Genomic DNA, 15,274 nt, shown 5'->3' with positions numbered 1-15,274 from the left:
AAAACTTACAATTGTTTTCTTACTTCACCAGAACCTTCTTGCCGTTCATGATGTACAGGCCCTTACCAGCCTTGGTCAGCTGACGACCCATCAGGTCGAAGATTGCATTAACCTTAGGAGCTACATTCACTTCGGTGATGCCCTGAGCCTTCTCGTATGAATCAGGATCAACAATGTTTACATTGAAGAGATAACGCCAGCCGTCCTTCTCGAAGGCAAACTTGGTAGCTATACCCTTTTCATCAACAGTTACACCATTGTTGGTAGTATTAAATGCCAGGATGCCATCACCGGTGTTGTCCTCGTCAATCTCAAAGATAATTGCATTTTGATCGTTGTCCTGCCAGTAACCTTGTGCATTAATATTAGCACCAGCTGTCAAGTCAACATCATTATAAACAACTTCTTCGTCTTCATTGAGAGCCTGAACCTTCATCTTAGTATTGTCGATATAGTTATCGAAGTTGTCAATCTCAAGAACCTTCATGGCTTCAGTCAGGTCGAGCTGACCTGCTCCCATACCATCCACGTTAGTACCAACATACATGAGAGCATCGGTAGAAGCGAGAACGCGCTCGTTGTCAAGAACATAGCCTTCATTAAAGTCGAGTTCCTCGAAACGGAAGTAGATATTCACTGGAACATCCTTGTTCTTGTTACAGTTAAATGCAACGGTCTGACCACCCTTACCCTCTGAAGGAATCGTTCTGGGTTCATCGTCATCACCGAATTCAAACTCCTGCCAATTCTCATCTATTCCATCGATTGATCCGACGAATGACCAGTGGATATAACCACCAGGTGCGGTGTGAATCTGAGTGTCAAGAGAAATAGGATCTTCAAGGGCCTGACCATCAACACGCTCAGCACGTGCCCACATCTTGAACTTGAATGGCTCATTAGTCACGAACTTGTGATTAACAGCTACGAAGAACTGAGTCTGCCAGTCGTTGAAAGGCTTTTTATCTTTTTCTACAGAAGACAGAATGGTATCACCATCTACAATCAAATACTTGTTATATACAGGATTCAGATCTGCATCCAGAGAGTCGTTGCCGAGAGAATCCTTCAGAGCTTCATATGTGTTCCATGCTACAGTCTGCACCTTCAAAGCAGGCTGTCCATCAATAGGATCATTTACAAGCTCAGCCTTTTCATCCTTGCCAGTTGCACCATTACGACCTGTGAAGGTGGTAAAGTTACCGATCTTATCCTCGCTGAGGGTACCCTTTCTGATGAAGTTCACCCATTTGACTTCATCTTGTGGATCGATCGTCTTAGGATCCTTGATCTCCAACTTCACATCATCAAAATAGATAACATTACCGTCTTGCATGGTAGAAAGGTTGAAAGCAACACTCTGGAATCCTTTACCATTAGCAGCCTGAGTATGGTTGTTATCAACAGTAGCAGAGACTTCTACAGTAGACCATGTTGTACCATAGTTAATATCACCAAACAAAGAATAGTGGTTATAGTTACCAGGATTGAAATGAGCCTGAGTCTGGAGAGTACCAGCCTTCTCAGCTTTAATACTCAAAGTCAGGCGCACTTCTTTACCTACAGGAATACTATCCAGTGCATAGATAAAGAACTGAGAGTCCCATTCAGCCCAATCTGGCTTACCGTTACCAGAGTCTGTCGTGGGGTTACCAACAGAATCAGCTTCTGCCTTACTACGAATAATAACGCGTGCGCAATGATTAGATGGATTGTCGGGATCTGCAACAATCTCTGCGAAGCCCTGGAACTGACCAGCAGACAATTCAGTCTGAGTAGATTCGTCAAATTGCTGACCGCTCTCCGGATCAATCTCGCCTACCTGCTCAGGAGTACGCCAATCGTGAACCCAGAAACTAGACCACTTTGGATCTGCAGCCCCTTCCATGTCACCATTAGTAATGACACTTGTCCACTTTGTCTGTGCAAAGGCACCACTGCTAATCAGCAGCATACCTGCAATTAAAGTAAAAGCTTTTTTCATACCTTTTTGCTTTGGGTTAATAATTTAGTAAAATTGTTATTGATATTGTTAATTGATTTATCTCCAGTTTACGGGGATTACGCTGCAAAGGTATGAATTTTAGTCACAAGTGTGTTACCTATATGTTACTTTTTGTTTCATTTTTGTTGCAAATAGGACAAAACATGCCTAAAAATAGGATTTTAATGGCCTAAAGAATACAAAAAGAAAACAAAAAACGCACAAATTCAAAACACAAGAAACACAAAAAAGAAACACAAGAGATATAAAAAGGAAATAGAAACAACGAATAACTAATATAAAAAGCGCCTGCATCGGTGATGATGCAAGCGCTCCGTTATAGAGATTATTCGTTGTTCAGAACGAAACTTATTCAGCCTTTGCTGCCTCTTCAGCAGCGGGAGCCTCAGCAGCCTCTTCGGCAACAGCCTCTGCAGCAGGTGCTTCCTCAGCCTTAGGAGCCTCCTGAGCAGGAGCCTCGGCCTTGGTAGACTTGCGAGAACGACGAGTAGCCTTCTTCTTGGTCTCAGTCTTTGCCATTTCGGGATCGAAGTCTACGAGCTCGATAAAGCAAATCTGAGCAGCGTCACCCTGACGGGTACCCAGCTTGATAATACGGGTGTATCCACCGGGGCGGTCGCCAACCTTCTCACTGACAGTAGAGAAGAGTTCCTTGATAACCTCCTTGTTCTGGAGGTAGCTAAATACTACACGACGAGAATTGGTTGAGTCCTCCTTAGCCTTAGTAATGAGGGGCTCAACATACTTCTTGAGGGCCTTTGCCTTGGCCACGGTCGTAGTGATTCTTTTGTGCATGATCAGCGAAATGGCCATGTTGGCAAGCATGGAAGCGCGATGCGATGCAGTACGACCGAGATGGTTGAATTTCTTATTGTGTCTCATTTTTGTTTTTTACTTTTTATTGGGCAATTCCTATTATCAATTGTCAATTAATAATTATTCCTTGTCCAGTTTATACTTTGAAATATCGGTTCCAAACGACAGATTCAGACTCTCGAGCAAATCATCAAGCTCAGTGAGCGATTTCTTACCAAAGTTGCGGAACTTCAAGAGGTCGGTCTTGTTATACTGCACAAGATCACCGAGGGTCTCTACATCGGCAGCCTTCAGACAGTTCAGGGCACGAACAGAGAGGTTCATGTCAACGAGCTTGGTCTTCAGCAGCTGACGCATGTGCAGAATTTCCTCATCGAACTCCTGATTGCCCTCTACGTCATTGTTTTCGAGGGTAATCTTCTCGTCAGAGAAGAGCATGAAGTGATAGATGAGAATCTTGGCAGCCTCTTTCAGCGCATCTTTCGGGTGAATGGAACCATCCGTTGTGACTTCAAGCACGAGCTTATCATAGTCGGTCTTCTGCTCAACACGATAGGGCTCTACTGCAAACTTCACATTGCGGATTGGAGTGTAGATAGAATCTATGGGAATAACATTCACATCTGTGCAGAACTCACGGTTCTCGTCAGAGGGAACATATCCGCGACCCTTATTAATGGTCAGATCTATCTGCATTGAAGCTTTAGAGTCGAGATGACAAATCACCAAATCGGGATTTAACACTTCAAATCCAGTCAGATACTTGCCGATGTCACCGGCTTTGAATTCGGTAGAATTCTCGACCGTGATACTGACTTTCTCGTTCTCGAATTCTTCTACTACTTGCTTGAACCGAACTTGCTTCAGGTTCAAGATAATGTTGGTTACATCTTCCTTTACACCAGGTACGGATGAGAACTCATGCTCAACACCAGAGATACGAATGGTATTGATAGCATAGCCCTCGAGCGATGAAAGGAGAATGCGGCGCAGGGCGTTACCGATAGTTACACCGAAGCCCGGCTCCAACGGACGGAATTCGAACTTGCCGAATCGGTCGTTGGCTTCCAACATTACCACTTTATCGGGTTTTTGAAATGCTAATATCGCCATTAATTTAATGATTTTTAGTTCTTAGAGTACAACTCAACGATTAACTGCTCCTTAATGCTCTCAGGGATGTCGGCACGCTCCGGACGATGCAGGAACTTACCAGCCTTCTGAGACTCGTCCCACTCAATCCAAGGGTACTTGCTGTGATTGAAACCAGCCAGTGCGTCACCAATGACTTCGAGAGACTTTGACTTCTCACGAACACCGATTACCTGACCAGGCTTCACTGAGTACGAAGGAATGTTGACCACCTTACCATCAACAACGATATGACGGTGACCTACCAACTGACGTGCAGCAGCACGGGTAGGAGCCAGACCAAGACGGAACACAATGTTATCAAGACGGCTCTCCAGCAGCTGCAGCAGCACCTCACCGGTGATACCCTCAGCCTTAGCGGCCTTCTCAAACATAATGCGGAACTGGCGCTCAAGCACTCCATAAGTGTACTTGGCTTTCTGCTTCTCTGCCAGCATGACAGCATACTCCGACTGCTTGCGGCGGCGGTTATTGCCATGCTGTCCAGGAGGGAAGTTTCTCCTAGACAAAACTTTGTCGGCGCCGAAGATGGGTTCACCAAAACGGCGTGCAATTTTAGATTTCGGTCCAATATACTTTGCCATAATTCAAAAAAATAAATTCTATTTGTTACTGCTTATAGGCCTTAAAAGACTTGTGGGGCCAATAAATATTATACGCGGCGACGCTTTGGGGGACGGCAGCCATTGTGTGGCAGCGGCGTAACGTCTACGATCTCTGTCACCTCGATACCTGCGCCATGCACGGCACGGATAGCTGACTCACGACCATTACCAGGACCCTTCACATAAGCCTTAACCTTACGGAGACCCAGGTCAAAAGCTACCTTTGCGCAATCCTCAGCAGCCATCTGAGCAGCATAAGGAGTGTTCTTCTTTGAGCCACGGAAGCCCATCTTACCAGCTGAAGACCAAGAGATTACCTGACCCTCATCATTAGCCAGTGAAACAATAATATTATTAAAAGAGCTGTGAACGTGCAACTGACCGATGGCGGTAACCTTCACGTTCCTTTTCTTTGAAACGACTGTTTTCTTTGCCATAATTCCTTTAATCTTTAATTTTTAATGTTTAACAGAATTACTTCGTGGCCTTCTTCTTGTTTGCAACAGTCTTCTTCTTACCTTTACGGGTACGAGCATTGTTCTTGGTGCTCTGACCGCGAACAGGAAGACCATTACGATGACGGACTCCACGATAGCAACCAATATCCATCAGTCGCTTGATATTCAACTGGATCTCACTGCGGAGATCACCTTCTACTTTGAATTCAGCGCCGATAATTTCACGGATCTTGGCTGCCTGGTCGTCACTCCACTCGCTAACCTTCAGGTCGCGGCTGACACCTGCCTTATCCAATATCTTTGCTGAACTACTTCGACCAATACCATAGATATAGGTCAATGCGATTTCGCCACGCTTATTCTGGGGCAAATCTACTCCAACAATTCTTATTGCCATTTGTAAATAAAAAAGATAAAATAAAATACTTAAATTTCGAAATTCTGCTAAAAAGCGCACAAAGGTACGAAGATTTTCTCAAACCTCCGCACTTTGTTATGCTTATTTAACAATTTTAGCCCTGACGCATCTTGTACTTAGGGTTCTTCTTGTTGATAACGAACAGACGACCCTTGCGACGTACGATCTTGCAGTCGGGAGTACGCTTTTTCAACGATGCTCTTGTTTTCATATCTCTGTATAAGTTTATTTGTATCGAAAAACAATTCTTCCTTTTGTCAAGTCATAGGGACTCATCTCTACCTTGACCTTATCTCCCGGCAGAATGCGGATGTAGTGCATCCTCATCTTACCAGAAATATGTGCTATAATCTGCACACCGTTCTCCAGTTCTACGCGGAACATTGCATTCGAGAGCGACTCGATGATGGTTCCATCCTGCTCAATAGCGGACTGTTTTGCCATGCTTTATACTTTAGTTTGCTTCTATTTCTTCAAATGATGATAAAATCTCTGACCTACCTTTACGGACAACTATGGTATGCTCGAAATGAGCAGCGGGCTTTCCGTCTCTTGTACAGACACTCCAACGGTCTGCTCCCAAATAGATGTCACGTTTGCCCATCGTAATCATGGGCTCGATAGCGATACACATACCTGCCTTCAACATGATGCCGTTACCACGACGTCCATAATTGGGAACAGGTGGATCTTCATGCATCTCTTGTCCAATGCCGTGACCTGTAAGCTCTCTGACCACACCATAGCCTTCTGCCTCACAATAGTCTTGCACGGTAGCACCGATATCACCCACGTGTTTTCCAGCCACAGCATTCTCGATGCCTTTGTAAAGCGATTCCCTAGTTACCTGTAATAACTTACGGACCTCTTCAGATACCTCACCGACACAGAAAGTATAGGCAGAGTCACCGTTAAAGCCGTTGAGAAGCGTACCGCAATCAATAGAGATGATATCTCCGTCTTTCAATACTGTCTTCTCGCTTGGAACGCCATGCACTACAACTTCGTTGACCGAAGTACAGATGCTAGCTGGAAACGGCCCTCCATATGGATTGGGGAATCCCTTGAAAGTCGGAACTGCTCCGTGGTCTCGAATAAATTCATCGGCCACACGATCCAACTGGAGGGTCGTCACACCAGGCTTGATATGTTTTGCCAATTCGCCAAGGGTTTTACCAACAAGTTGGTTAGCCTGGCGCATCAACTCAATTTCATCCTCAGTCTTCAGAAATACCTTCATCGCTTAGTAGGCAGCAACACCGCCACGGCCATGAATACGTCCTGAATTGAGCAAACCGTCATAATGGCGCATCAGGAGGTGACTCTCAATCTGCTGGAGCGTATCGAGTACAACACCAACGAGAATCAGCAACGAAGTGCCACCGAAGAACTGTGCAAACTCCTGCTTCACATCCAGCAAGCCTGCGAAGGCGGGCATGATAGCAATGAATGCAATGAAGAGTGAGCCGGGCAGTGTGATACGCGACATCACAGTATCAATGTATTCTGCCGTCTCCTTTCCTGGCTTCACACCAGGAATGAATCCGTTGTTACGCTTCATATCCTCAGCCATCTGAGTGGGGTTCAACGTAATGGCTGTATAGAAGTATGTGAATGCAATAATCAGGATAGCAAAGATGACATTATACAGCCAACTCTGGTGGTCGGTCATTGAACGCATAAACCAGCTGGCATCCTGAGGATTGGCATACTGTGCAATGGCCAGAGGGATGAACATCAATGCCTGAGCAAAGATGATAGGCATCACATTGGCTGCGAACAGCTTCAGCGGAATATACTGACGTGCACCACCATACTGTTTGTTGCCAACAACACGCTTGGCATACTGTACGGGAATCTTGCGAACGCCCTGCACCAAAACAATAGCTGCGCAAACAACTGCATAGAGAATGATAATCTCGATGAGGAACATCACCAAACCACCGCCAGTAGCAGCAGCGAAGCGAGAACCCACCTCCTGCACGAAAGCGTTCGGCAGACGTGCGATGATACCAATCATAATGATCAGCGAGACACCATTACCTATACCTTTATCAGTTATGCGCTCACCCAGCCAGAGGATGAACATACTTCCTGCGGCAAGGATGATAGTTGCGGGAACCATGAACACAGGCCAGTCGATGCCCGATGCAAGGGCAGGACCAACCTGGAACTTAAGGTTAAAGAGGTAGCTCGGAGCCTGGAACAGCAGGATACCTACTGTCAGTACTCGCGTGTACATACTAATCTTTTTACGGCCGCTCTCACCCTCACGCTGCATCTTCTGGAAATAAGGTACAGCTACAGCGAGGAGCTGCATAACGATAGAAGCTGAGATATAAGGCATGATACCCAGCGCAAAAATTGATGCGTGGGAAAATGCGCCACCCGAGAACATATCGAGAAGTGACATCAGACCTTCAGCTGTCTGAGACTGCAACTTGTCCAGTCCGTTATAATCGATGCCAGGAAGCACGATCTTTGAACCGAAACGGTAAATTGCGACAAACAGAACGGTGATGAGGATGCGCTGGCGCAGGTCCTCTATCTTCCAGATGTTCTTGAGGGTGTCTATTAACTTCTTCATTTTCGTTTTTAGATTATTGTTGCGTTTCCACCTAATGCTTTGATTGCTTCTTCAGCCTTCTTTGAGAAGGCATTGGCCTCTACATCGACCTTGGTCTTGAGCTCGCCATTGGCAAGAACCTTCACCAGCTCCTTACCGTTGGTCAGACCAGCAGCAACGAGTTCTGCCACGCCGATCTTGGCAAGACCTTTCTCCTCTGCCAGCTTCTGGAGAGTAGAGAGGTTCACAGCGAAGTACTCCTTGTGGTTAATGTTCTTGAAGCCAGATTTCGGGAGTCGACGCTGCAGAGGCATCTGACCACCTTCAAAACCAATCTTCCTCTTATAACCAGAGCGAGCCTTGGCACCCTTGTGACCACGGGTAGAGGTACCGCCCAGACCAGAGCCTGTGCCGCGACCGATTCTACGACGTGAGTGGGTAGAGCCCTCTGCAGGTTTCAAATTATTCAGTTTCATAATCGAATTCTGTTTTAAATGTGATTACTGTTTAGTCAATAACGGTCACCAGATGATGAACCTTGCGAATCATACCACGGAGGGCGGGAGTGTCTTCCTTCTCAATCTCCTGGCCAATCTTACGAAGGCCGAGAGCCTCGAGGGTACGCTTCTGGTCAACGGGATAACCGATCTTACTCTTAATCTGCTTAATCTTAATTGTTGCCATAGTCTATATCTCCTTTATCCTCTGAATACTTTGTCCATACTGATTCCACGGGTACCAGCCACTGTGTAGGCATCACGCATCTGCTCCAGGGCAGCGATAGTAGCCTTCACCAGGTTGTGGGGGTTCGACGAACCCTTTGACTTGGCCAGCACATCCTTAATACCTGCACTCTCAAGCACGGCACGCATAGCACCACCAGCCACAAGACCGGTACCGGCAGCAGCGGGCTTCAGGAACACCTGGGCACCACCGAAGCGGGCTTCCATCTCATGAGGGATAGTACCCTTGAGCACGGGAACCTTTACAAGATTCTTCTTGGCAGACTCAACACCTTTAGCGATAGCTGCAGTCACTTCACCGGCCTTACCAAGACCCCAGCCGATAACGCCATTGCCGTCACCGACAACTACGATGGCTGCGAAAGTGAAGGTGCGACCACCCTTGGTTACCTTAGTTACACGGTTGATGGCAACCAGTCTGTCTTTCAGTTCAACGTCACTATTTACTTTAACTTTGTTCATTGCCATAATCGTTTAAAAATTAAGACCACCTTTACGAGCTGCATCGGCGAGTGACTTCACACGTCCGTGATAGAGATAGCCGTTACGGTCGAAGACCACTGACTCTACGCCGGCTTCCTTAGCCTTGGCAGCAATCAGTTCACCAACTTTGGCAGCCTGCTCAATCTTCGGCATGGCCTCAAGACCCAGCGAAGATGCAGATGCAAGTGTTTTACCTTCCAAATCGTTAATCACCTGAACGTAGATCTGCTTGTTGCTGCGGAACACGCTCATACGAGGACGCTCGGCAGTGCCGAACACGCTCTTACGAATTCTATATTTGATTTTAATTCGTCTTTCTACTTTCTTTGTCGTCATAATCTTGAATACTTAATTCTTAATTAATTACTTAGCTGAAGCTGACTTACCCGACTTACGACGGATAACCTCACCCTTGAACAAGATACCCTTTCCTTTGTAAGGCTCAGGCTTGCGGAAAGAACGAATTTTAGCGCAGATAAGACCAAGCAACTGCTTGTCAGCGCTCTCGAGTATAATCTGGGGATTCTGGTTACGCTCAGACTTTGTCTCAACCTTCACTTCCTTGGGAAGCTGGATAAAGATGGGGTGTGTATAGCCCAGCGAGAACTCAATGAGGTTGCCCTGGTTTGACACACGGTAACCTACACCGACCAGTTCCATTTCCTTCTTGTAACCTTCGCTAACGCCCACAACCATGTTGTTGACCAGTGCGCGATACAGACCATGGAATGCCTGCTTCTGCTTGATATTCACGGGGCTGTTCTCGTCCACTTCAAAGGTAACGTGACCATCCTCAATTTTCACGATGATAGACTTGTCGACTTTCTGCGAGAGTTCGCCCTTGGGGCCTTTCACTGTAACGACACCGTCCTTGTCCTGTGCCACGGTAACACCTGCAGGAATACTAATTGGCAATTTTCCTATTCTTGACATATTCTATCCTCCAATTAATAAACGTAGCAAAGAACCTCACCACCAATCTTCTGCTGGGCAGCCTCTTTGTCTGTCATTACACCTTTAGACGTGGATAAGATAGCAATACCCAGTCCGTTAATCACTCTCGGCATGTCCTTGTAGCCGGTGTACTTACGCAAACCGGGAGTGGACACTCTCTTCAAGAACTTAATTGCGTTCTCTTTAGTTACAGGGTCGTACTTCAAGGCAACCTTGATAGTTCCCTGAGGGCCATCCTCAATGAACTTGTAGTTCAGGATATAACCCTTCTCGAAGAGGATCTTAGTAATTTCCTTCTTCAAGTTTGAAGCTGGTACTTCTACAACACGGTGATGAGCCATGATTGCGTTTCTCAACCTCGTCAGAAAATCTGCTATTGGATCTGTCATAAATAAAATGTTTAATTAATCGGGACTCCCCCGACAATATTAAATAAAAAATCTCTTTCTACGGTCAATGGCCAACGGGCACAGGCGAACCTGTCACCCATCGTCCACATTCTTACCAGCTAGCCTTCTTCACGCCAGGGATCAAACCGTTTGATGCCATCTCACGGAACTGGATACGCGAAAGACCGAACTGACGCATATATCCCTTGGGACGTCCCGTCATCTTGCAACGGTTGTGCAGACGGATGGGGTTGGCATTGCGGGGAATCTCCTGCAGCTTGCGAGCAGCCTCATAGGCAGCCATAGCTCCCTCTTCGGTGTTCACGTCAGCAGTAGCGATAATCTTCTTCAGAGCAGCACGTTTCTCAGCATAGCGGGCAACGAGCTTGGCGCGCTTAACCTCGCGGGCCTTCATTGATTCTTTTGCCATATCTCTTTAGTCGTTTTTAGCGTTCTTGAATGGGAGACCGAAAGCCTTGAGCAGAGCATAACCCTCTTCGTCGGTCTTAGCCGTTGTCACGAAGGTGATGTTCATACCCTGGATGCGATCTACTGAATCGATATTGATTTCGGGGAAGATAATCTGCTCCTGCACGCCCAGCGTGTAGTTGCCACGTCCGTCAAACTTGCTCTCGATACCTTTGAAGTCACGGATACGAGGCAGAGCAATACGCACGAGCTTCTCAAGGAACTCATACATGCGTTCGCGACGCAGGGTAACCATCACACCAATAGGCATCTTCTTACGAAGCTTGAAGTTGGCGATATCTTTCTTAGAATAGGTAGCAACGGCCTTCTGACCAGTGATGGCAGAAATCTCGTTGATAGCCACCTCGATGATCTTCTTGTCCTGAGTGGCATCGCCCAGACCCTGGTTTACCACGATCTTCTTCAGGACGGGGATCTGCATAGCAGAACTGTAGTTGAACTGCTTCATCAGAGCCGGAGCAATCTGCTCGGCATAGGTATTCTTCAGTTGTGCTGTATTCATTACTTAATCTCCTCTCCTGATTTTTTGGCAACGCGAATAACGTTCTTACCCTCGTGCTTGATAGAAACACGTGTGGGCTTTCCGCTCTTCGGATCGATCAAACTTAAATTAGAAATGTGAATGGGAGCCTCAATCTTCTCGAAGCCACCCTGAGGATTCTTGGCGCTGGGCTTCGTGCTCTTATTGACGATGTTGATACCCTCAACGATGGCACGCTCCTTCTCTACCAAGACCTTCAGCACCTTACCAGTCTTACCCTTGTCCTCACCGGCCAGGACCATGACGGTATCATTTTTCTTGATATGTAACTTGCTCATTACTCTAAATCTTTTTAATATTAAAGAACCTCAGGTGCCAAAGAAACGACCTTCATGTTAACTGCACGCAGTTCACGGGCTACGGGACCGAAGATACGGCTACCGCGCAGTTCACCGGCATTGTTCAGCAGCACACAGGCATTGTCATCAAAGCGGATGTACGATCCATCAGCACGACGGATTTCCTTCTTGGTGCGAACAATCAGGGCCTTAGACACTGCACCCTTTTTCACATCACTCGTAGGGATTGCGTTCTTGATAGCAACGACAATCACGTCGCCTACACTGGCATAACGGCGGCGGGTACCACCCAGCACACGGATGCAGAGAGCCTCGCGTGCACCGCTGTTATCACATACTGTAAGTCTTGATTCTGCTTGTATCATAATTACTTAGCCTTTTCAACGATTTGAACTAATCTCCAGCGCTTTGTCTTTGACAGAGGGCGGGTTTCCATAATGAGTACCGTATCACCTACGTTGCACTCATTCTTCTCATCATGTGCATGGTACTTTTTCGTCTTCTGAACGAACTTACCATAAATCGGGTGCTTCTCCTTGAACTTAGCGGCAATAACAATGGTTTTATCCATCTTGTTGCTGATAACGACACCCTGTCTTGTCTTTCTTAAATTTCTTGTTTCCATCTGGACCATTGTTATTTGTTAAGTTCTCTCTGACGGAGTTCCGTCTTGATGCGTGCGATGTCACGACGTGCAGCCTTAATCAGTGATGGATTCTCCAGCGGAGTAACGTTGTGATTAAACTTCATCTGGTTGTACTTGGCAACCTCAGTCTCCAAACGCTCGGCCAGTTCCTTGGTCTCAAGCTCCTTAATTTCCTTCGTCTTCATACTAATTAAGCGTTTTTATCGTAGTCACGTCTTACAACAAACTTGGTCTTAACAGGCAGCTTCTGAGCGCCGAGGCGAAGAGCCTCTTTGGCTACCTCAAAAGGTACGCCTTCCACTTCAAAGAGGATACGACCAGGTGTTACAGGTGCAACCCATCCTGCGGGATCACCCTTACCTTTACCCATTCGGACATCAGCAGGCTTGCGAGTGATGGGTTTGTCGGGGAAGATGCGGATCCATACCTGACCCTCACGGTTCATATAACGGTTAATGGCAACACGGGCTGCCTCAATCTGGCGGCTGTCGATCCACTTGGCATCCATAGTCTTGATGCCGAACGAGCCGAAAGCCAGCGTTGTACCTCTGTGGGCGTTGCCTTTGTTGCCACGTCCATCCTGAGGCCTTCTATATCTTACTCTCTTAGGTTGTAACATGATAGCTTCTTACTTTACAAATTATTACTTTTTCTTATTGCGGAACTTACGGCCACCATTGTTACCGCCGTTACCACGGAGTCCCTGCTTCTCCTGAGCGAAGTTGGGTGCGAGGTCAACCTTTCCGTAGACTTCACCACGGCAAATCCAGACCTTGATACCCAGCAGGCCAACCTTGGTAAGAGCCTCTGCCTGGCAGAAATCGATGTCAGCGCGGAAAGTGTGCAGCGGTGTGCGACCTTCCTTGATCATCTCACTACGGGCGATCTCAGCTCCATTAAGACGACCGGAAATCTGTACTTTGATACCCTCAGCACCAGCACGCATGGTGTTGGCTACAGCCTGCTTAATAGCACGGCGGTATGCAATCTTGCCCTCAATCTGGCGAGCGATGTTCGTGGCAACGATTGTAGCGTCGAGTTCCGGACGCTTTACTTCAAAGATATTAATCTGAATCTCCTTGTCGAAGAGTTTCTTCAACTCATCCTTCAGATTGTCCACATCCTGTCCACCTTTACCAATGACGATACCCGGACGAGCCGTGCAGATAGTAATGGTGACCAGCTTCAAAGTGCGCTCGATGACAATCTTCGAGACACTTGCCTTGGCCAGACGCTCGTTGAGGTACTTACGGATTTTCTGATCCTCTACCAGGTTATCACCGAAGTCCTTGCCTCCGAACCAATTTGAATCCCAACCTCTAACGATACCCAGACGGTTGCTAATTGGATTTACTTTCTGTCCCATTCTATTATTCTTTTACGTCGTTAGTTTTAGCGTCAACAAACAATGTGACGTGGTTACTGCGCTTGCGGATGCGATAGCCACGGCCCTGAGGGGCGGGACGCATACGCTTCAGGGTTACACCCTCGTCCACAAAGACGCGAGTGACGAACAGTTCGCCGGCCTCAGCCTTGCGTTCGTTCTTCTGCTCCCAGTTATTGATGGCCGAGCGGAGAAGTTTCTCCACATCAGCGGCAGCAGCCTTCTTCGAGAAGCGAAGCACACCGAGTGCGCGGTTCACCTCCATGCCGCGAATCATGTCAACGACATAGCGCATTTTGCGCGGAGAAGAAGGACAGCCTTTCAGCTTTGCAAAATACTGTGTCTTAAGAGCTGCTTTTCTCTCTTCAGCCTTAATATGTTTTCTTGCTCCCATTGTTAATTCTTAATTCTTAATTCTTAATTCTTAATATCCCAGGGGCATTACTTCTTGTTACCGGCATGTCCACCGAAGCGACGAGTGGGTGCGAACTCACCGAGCTTGTGGCCAACCATGTTCTCAGTAATGTAAACAGGGATAAACTTGTTACCGTTATGAACTGCAACAGTGTGTCCCACGAAGTCCGGGGAAATCATTGATGCTCTGGCCCATGTCTTAACGACATTCTTCTTACCACTCTCATTCATAGCGAGAATCTTCTTCTCGAGTGATACGTTGATGTATGGACCTTTCTTTAATGAACGACTCATAATTTACTCTAATTAACTTCGTGATTACTTCTTGTTAGCTCTTTCAATGATGTACTTGTTTGAAAGCTTCTTCGGTGCGCGTGTCTTCAGACCCTTAGCGTACAGACCCTTGCGAGAGCGTGGGTGTCCACCAGACTGACGTCCTTCACCACCACCCATCGGGTGATCATGCGGGTTCATCACGACACCACGGTTGTGCGGGCGCTGACCCAGCCAGCGGCTGCGACCTGCCTTACCAGACTGCTCAAGAGCGTGGTCTGAGTTACCTACACTACCTACAGTAGCCTTACAAGCTGAGAGAATCTGACGAGTCTCGCCTGAAGGGAGCTTGATAACACAATAGCTACCCTCACGAGAAGTCAACTGAGCGAAATTACCAGCCGAACGAACGAGCTTGGCACCCTGACCGGGACGCATCTCAATGTTGTGGATAACGGTACCCACGGGGATGTTGGCCAACGGAAGTGCATTACCCACCTCGGGCACTGCATCCGCACCAGACATCAGAGTTGCACCAACCTGCAGTCCATTAGGAGCAATAATGTAACGTTTTTCACCATCAGCGTAGAAGAGCAGAGCGATGCGAGCCGAACGGTTCGGATCATACTCGATTGTCTT

Annotated in this window: 27 protein-coding genes; all 27 read right to left on the bottom strand. The window is 47.1% G+C overall.

Going from position 1 to position 15,274, the window contains the following annotated elements:
• Positions 1 to 19 precede the first annotated feature (19 nt).
• A complete protein-coding gene (locus Q0R57_RS11990) occupies positions 20 to 1,984 on the bottom strand; it encodes a hypothetical protein (RefSeq protein ID WP_294747953.1) in 1,965 nt (654 codons plus the stop codon).
• Between the two features lie 369 nt (positions 1,985 to 2,353).
• Positions 2,354 to 2,887, bottom strand: coding sequence for a 50S ribosomal protein L17 (rplQ, locus tag Q0R57_RS11985; RefSeq protein WP_294747950.1), 534 nt, complete (start codon positions 2,885 to 2,887; stop codon positions 2,354 to 2,356).
• 54 nt (positions 2,888 to 2,941) lie between these two features.
• Positions 2,942 to 3,934, bottom strand: a complete 993-nt coding sequence (locus Q0R57_RS11980) for a DNA-directed RNA polymerase subunit alpha (RefSeq protein WP_294747947.1) — start codon at positions 3,932 to 3,934, stop codon at positions 2,942 to 2,944.
• Positions 3,935 to 3,948: 14 nt separating this feature from the next.
• A complete protein-coding gene (gene rpsD / locus Q0R57_RS11975; RefSeq protein ID WP_294747945.1) occupies positions 3,949 to 4,557 on the bottom strand; it encodes a 30S ribosomal protein S4 in 609 nt (202 codons plus the stop codon).
• A gap of 68 nt (positions 4,558 to 4,625) precedes the next feature.
• Entirely contained in the window at positions 4,626 to 5,015 is a 390-nt protein-coding gene (gene rpsK / locus Q0R57_RS11970) for a 30S ribosomal protein S11 (protein WP_294747942.1), read from the bottom strand.
• A gap of 37 nt (positions 5,016 to 5,052) precedes the next feature.
• Positions 5,053 to 5,433 (bottom strand): 30S ribosomal protein S13, encoded by a 381-nt coding sequence (gene rpsM / locus Q0R57_RS11965; RefSeq protein ID WP_248613220.1) that lies wholly within the window; start codon positions 5,431 to 5,433, stop codon positions 5,053 to 5,055.
• Positions 5,434 to 5,548: 115 nt separating this feature from the next.
• On the bottom strand, positions 5,549 to 5,665 hold the full coding sequence (rpmJ, locus tag Q0R57_RS11960; protein ID WP_009160995.1) for a 50S ribosomal protein L36: 117 nt from the start codon (positions 5,663 to 5,665) through the stop codon (positions 5,549 to 5,551).
• Positions 5,666 to 5,679: 14 nt separating this feature from the next.
• Positions 5,680 to 5,898, bottom strand: coding sequence for a translation initiation factor IF-1 (gene infA / locus Q0R57_RS11955; protein WP_091818946.1), 219 nt, complete (start codon positions 5,896 to 5,898; stop codon positions 5,680 to 5,682).
• A gap of 10 nt (positions 5,899 to 5,908) precedes the next feature.
• On the bottom strand, positions 5,909 to 6,694 hold the full coding sequence (gene map, locus Q0R57_RS11950; RefSeq protein WP_294747928.1) for a type I methionyl aminopeptidase: 786 nt from the start codon (positions 6,692 to 6,694) through the stop codon (positions 5,909 to 5,911).
• Between the two features lie 3 nt (positions 6,695 to 6,697).
• Positions 6,698 to 8,041, bottom strand: a complete 1,344-nt coding sequence (gene secY, locus Q0R57_RS11945) for a preprotein translocase subunit SecY (protein WP_294747926.1) — start codon at positions 8,039 to 8,041, stop codon at positions 6,698 to 6,700.
• A gap of 8 nt (positions 8,042 to 8,049) precedes the next feature.
• Entirely contained in the window at positions 8,050 to 8,496 is a 447-nt protein-coding gene (rplO, locus tag Q0R57_RS11940) for a 50S ribosomal protein L15 (RefSeq protein WP_294747924.1), read from the bottom strand.
• Positions 8,497 to 8,527: 31 nt separating this feature from the next.
• On the bottom strand, positions 8,528 to 8,704 hold the full coding sequence (rpmD, locus tag Q0R57_RS11935; protein ID WP_294747921.1) for a 50S ribosomal protein L30: 177 nt from the start codon (positions 8,702 to 8,704) through the stop codon (positions 8,528 to 8,530).
• Positions 8,705 to 8,718: 14 nt separating this feature from the next.
• Positions 8,719 to 9,231, bottom strand: a complete 513-nt coding sequence (gene rpsE, locus Q0R57_RS11930) for a 30S ribosomal protein S5 (RefSeq protein WP_294747918.1) — start codon at positions 9,229 to 9,231, stop codon at positions 8,719 to 8,721.
• Positions 9,232 to 9,237: 6 nt separating this feature from the next.
• Positions 9,238 to 9,582: a 50S ribosomal protein L18 gene (gene rplR / locus Q0R57_RS11925; RefSeq protein WP_294747916.1), complete on the bottom strand. Its 345-nt coding sequence runs from the start codon at positions 9,580 to 9,582 to the stop codon at positions 9,238 to 9,240.
• 27 nt (positions 9,583 to 9,609) lie between these two features.
• Entirely contained in the window at positions 9,610 to 10,179 is a 570-nt protein-coding gene (rplF, locus tag Q0R57_RS11920) for a 50S ribosomal protein L6 (RefSeq protein ID WP_294747913.1), read from the bottom strand.
• A 14-nt stretch (positions 10,180 to 10,193) separates the two neighbouring features.
• A complete protein-coding gene (rpsH, locus tag Q0R57_RS11915; RefSeq protein ID WP_027448985.1) occupies positions 10,194 to 10,589 on the bottom strand; it encodes a 30S ribosomal protein S8 in 396 nt (131 codons plus the stop codon).
• 112 nt (positions 10,590 to 10,701) lie between these two features.
• The gene (rpsN, locus tag Q0R57_RS11910) at positions 10,702 to 11,019 is read right to left on the bottom strand and encodes a 30S ribosomal protein S14 (protein WP_294747909.1); all 318 of its coding nucleotides are present in this window, start codon (positions 11,017 to 11,019) and stop codon (positions 10,702 to 10,704) included.
• Positions 11,020 to 11,025: 6 nt separating this feature from the next.
• Complete coding sequence (gene rplE / locus Q0R57_RS11905; protein WP_294747907.1) at positions 11,026 to 11,580, bottom strand: 50S ribosomal protein L5; 555 nt, start codon at positions 11,578 to 11,580, stop codon at positions 11,026 to 11,028.
• Positions 11,580 to 11,897, bottom strand: a complete 318-nt coding sequence (gene rplX / locus Q0R57_RS11900; RefSeq protein ID WP_294747905.1) for a 50S ribosomal protein L24 — start codon at positions 11,895 to 11,897, stop codon at positions 11,580 to 11,582. Before rplX ends, rplE begins: the two co-directional genes overlap by 1 nt.
• A gap of 20 nt (positions 11,898 to 11,917) precedes the next feature.
• Positions 11,918 to 12,283 (bottom strand): 50S ribosomal protein L14, encoded by a 366-nt coding sequence (rplN, locus tag Q0R57_RS11895; protein WP_237825762.1) that lies wholly within the window; start codon positions 12,281 to 12,283, stop codon positions 11,918 to 11,920.
• 2 nt (positions 12,284 to 12,285) lie between these two features.
• Complete coding sequence (gene rpsQ / locus Q0R57_RS11890) at positions 12,286 to 12,552, bottom strand: 30S ribosomal protein S17 (protein ID WP_091960118.1); 267 nt, start codon at positions 12,550 to 12,552, stop codon at positions 12,286 to 12,288.
• Between the two features lie 2 nt (positions 12,553 to 12,554).
• On the bottom strand, positions 12,555 to 12,749 hold the full coding sequence (gene rpmC, locus Q0R57_RS11885) for a 50S ribosomal protein L29 (RefSeq protein WP_248504071.1): 195 nt from the start codon (positions 12,747 to 12,749) through the stop codon (positions 12,555 to 12,557).
• A gap of 5 nt (positions 12,750 to 12,754) precedes the next feature.
• Positions 12,755 to 13,183, bottom strand: coding sequence for a 50S ribosomal protein L16 (gene rplP / locus Q0R57_RS11880; protein ID WP_294747897.1), 429 nt, complete (start codon positions 13,181 to 13,183; stop codon positions 12,755 to 12,757).
• 24 nt (positions 13,184 to 13,207) lie between these two features.
• Positions 13,208 to 13,930, bottom strand: coding sequence for a 30S ribosomal protein S3 (rpsC, locus tag Q0R57_RS11875; RefSeq protein WP_294747895.1), 723 nt, complete (start codon positions 13,928 to 13,930; stop codon positions 13,208 to 13,210).
• Positions 13,931 to 13,934: 4 nt separating this feature from the next.
• The gene (rplV, locus tag Q0R57_RS11870) at positions 13,935 to 14,342 is read right to left on the bottom strand and encodes a 50S ribosomal protein L22 (RefSeq protein ID WP_294747893.1); all 408 of its coding nucleotides are present in this window, start codon (positions 14,340 to 14,342) and stop codon (positions 13,935 to 13,937) included.
• Between the two features lie 47 nt (positions 14,343 to 14,389).
• A complete protein-coding gene (rpsS, locus tag Q0R57_RS11865; RefSeq protein ID WP_294747890.1) occupies positions 14,390 to 14,656 on the bottom strand; it encodes a 30S ribosomal protein S19 in 267 nt (88 codons plus the stop codon).
• A gap of 24 nt (positions 14,657 to 14,680) precedes the next feature.
• Positions 14,681 to 15,274 (bottom strand): 50S ribosomal protein L2 (rplB, locus tag Q0R57_RS11860; RefSeq protein WP_294747889.1); only part of this gene is annotated, 594 nt, incomplete at its 5' end.

This window comes from uncultured Prevotella sp. (assembly GCF_946407605.1).
Taxonomy (GTDB): Bacteria; Bacteroidota; Bacteroidia; order Bacteroidales; family Bacteroidaceae; genus Prevotella.
The sequence above is the reverse complement of the archived record's forward strand: the minus strand, read 5'-3'. Positions and strand labels throughout refer to the sequence as shown.

Excerpts from the sequence above, each read along its gene's own strand:
- Q0R57_RS11990 (WP_294747953.1), bottom strand. The coding sequence starts at position 1,984 with ATGAAAAAAGCTTTTACTTTAATTGCAGGTATGCTGCTGATTAGCAGT.
- rplQ (WP_294747950.1), bottom strand. The coding sequence starts at position 2,887 with ATGAGACACAATAAGAAATTCAACCATCTCGGTCGTACTGCATCGCAT.
- Q0R57_RS11980 (WP_294747947.1), bottom strand. The coding sequence starts at position 3,934 with ATGGCGATATTAGCATTTCAAAAACCCGATAAAGTGGTAATGTTGGAA.
- rpsD (WP_294747945.1), bottom strand. The coding sequence starts at position 4,557 with ATGGCAAAGTATATTGGACCGAAATCTAAAATTGCACGCCGTTTTGGT.
- rpsK (WP_294747942.1), bottom strand. The coding sequence starts at position 5,015 with ATGGCAAAGAAAACAGTCGTTTCAAAGAAAAGGAACGTGAAGGTTACC.
- rpsM (WP_248613220.1), bottom strand. The coding sequence starts at position 5,433 with ATGGCAATAAGAATTGTTGGAGTAGATTTGCCCCAGAATAAGCGTGGC.
- rpmJ (WP_009160995.1), bottom strand. The coding sequence starts at position 5,665 with ATGAAAACAAGAGCATCGTTGAAAAAGCGTACTCCCGACTGCAAGATC.
- infA (WP_091818946.1), bottom strand. The coding sequence starts at position 5,898 with ATGGCAAAACAGTCCGCTATTGAGCAGGATGGAACCATCATCGAGTCG.
- map (WP_294747928.1), bottom strand. The coding sequence starts at position 6,694 with ATGAAGGTATTTCTGAAGACTGAGGATGAAATTGAGTTGATGCGCCAG.
- secY (WP_294747926.1), bottom strand. The coding sequence starts at position 8,041 with ATGAAGAAGTTAATAGACACCCTCAAGAACATCTGGAAGATAGAGGAC.
- rplO (WP_294747924.1), bottom strand. The coding sequence starts at position 8,496 with ATGAAACTGAATAATTTGAAACCTGCAGAGGGCTCTACCCACTCACGT.
- rpmD (WP_294747921.1), bottom strand. The coding sequence starts at position 8,704 with ATGGCAACAATTAAGATTAAGCAGATTAAGAGTAAGATCGGTTATCCC.
- rpsE (WP_294747918.1), bottom strand. The coding sequence starts at position 9,231 with ATGGCAATGAACAAAGTTAAAGTAAATAGTGACGTTGAACTGAAAGAC.
- rplR (WP_294747916.1), bottom strand. The coding sequence starts at position 9,582 with ATGACGACAAAGAAAGTAGAAAGACGAATTAAAATCAAATATAGAATT.
- rplF (WP_294747913.1), bottom strand. The coding sequence starts at position 10,179 with ATGTCAAGAATAGGAAAATTGCCAATTAGTATTCCTGCAGGTGTTACC.
- rpsH (WP_027448985.1), bottom strand. The coding sequence starts at position 10,589 with ATGACAGATCCAATAGCAGATTTTCTGACGAGGTTGAGAAACGCAATC.
- rpsN (WP_294747909.1), bottom strand. The coding sequence starts at position 11,019 with ATGGCAAAAGAATCAATGAAGGCCCGCGAGGTTAAGCGCGCCAAGCTC.
- rplE (WP_294747907.1), bottom strand. The coding sequence starts at position 11,580 with ATGAATACAGCACAACTGAAGAATACCTATGCCGAGCAGATTGCTCCG.
- rplX (WP_294747905.1), bottom strand. The coding sequence starts at position 11,897 with ATGAGCAAGTTACATATCAAGAAAAATGATACCGTCATGGTCCTGGCC.
- rplN (WP_237825762.1), bottom strand. The coding sequence starts at position 12,283 with ATGATACAAGCAGAATCAAGACTTACAGTATGTGATAACAGCGGTGCA.
- rpsQ (WP_091960118.1), bottom strand. The coding sequence starts at position 12,552 with ATGGTCCAGATGGAAACAAGAAATTTAAGAAAGACAAGACAGGGTGTC.
- rpmC (WP_248504071.1), bottom strand. The coding sequence starts at position 12,749 with ATGAAGACGAAGGAAATTAAGGAGCTTGAGACCAAGGAACTGGCCGAG.
- rplP (WP_294747897.1), bottom strand. The coding sequence starts at position 13,183 with ATGTTACAACCTAAGAGAGTAAGATATAGAAGGCCTCAGGATGGACGT.
- rpsC (WP_294747895.1), bottom strand. The coding sequence starts at position 13,930 with ATGGGACAGAAAGTAAATCCAATTAGCAACCGTCTGGGTATCGTTAGA.
- rplV (WP_294747893.1), bottom strand. The coding sequence starts at position 14,342 with ATGGGAGCAAGAAAACATATTAAGGCTGAAGAGAGAAAAGCAGCTCTT.
- rpsS (WP_294747890.1), bottom strand. The coding sequence starts at position 14,656 with ATGAGTCGTTCATTAAAGAAAGGTCCATACATCAACGTATCACTCGAG.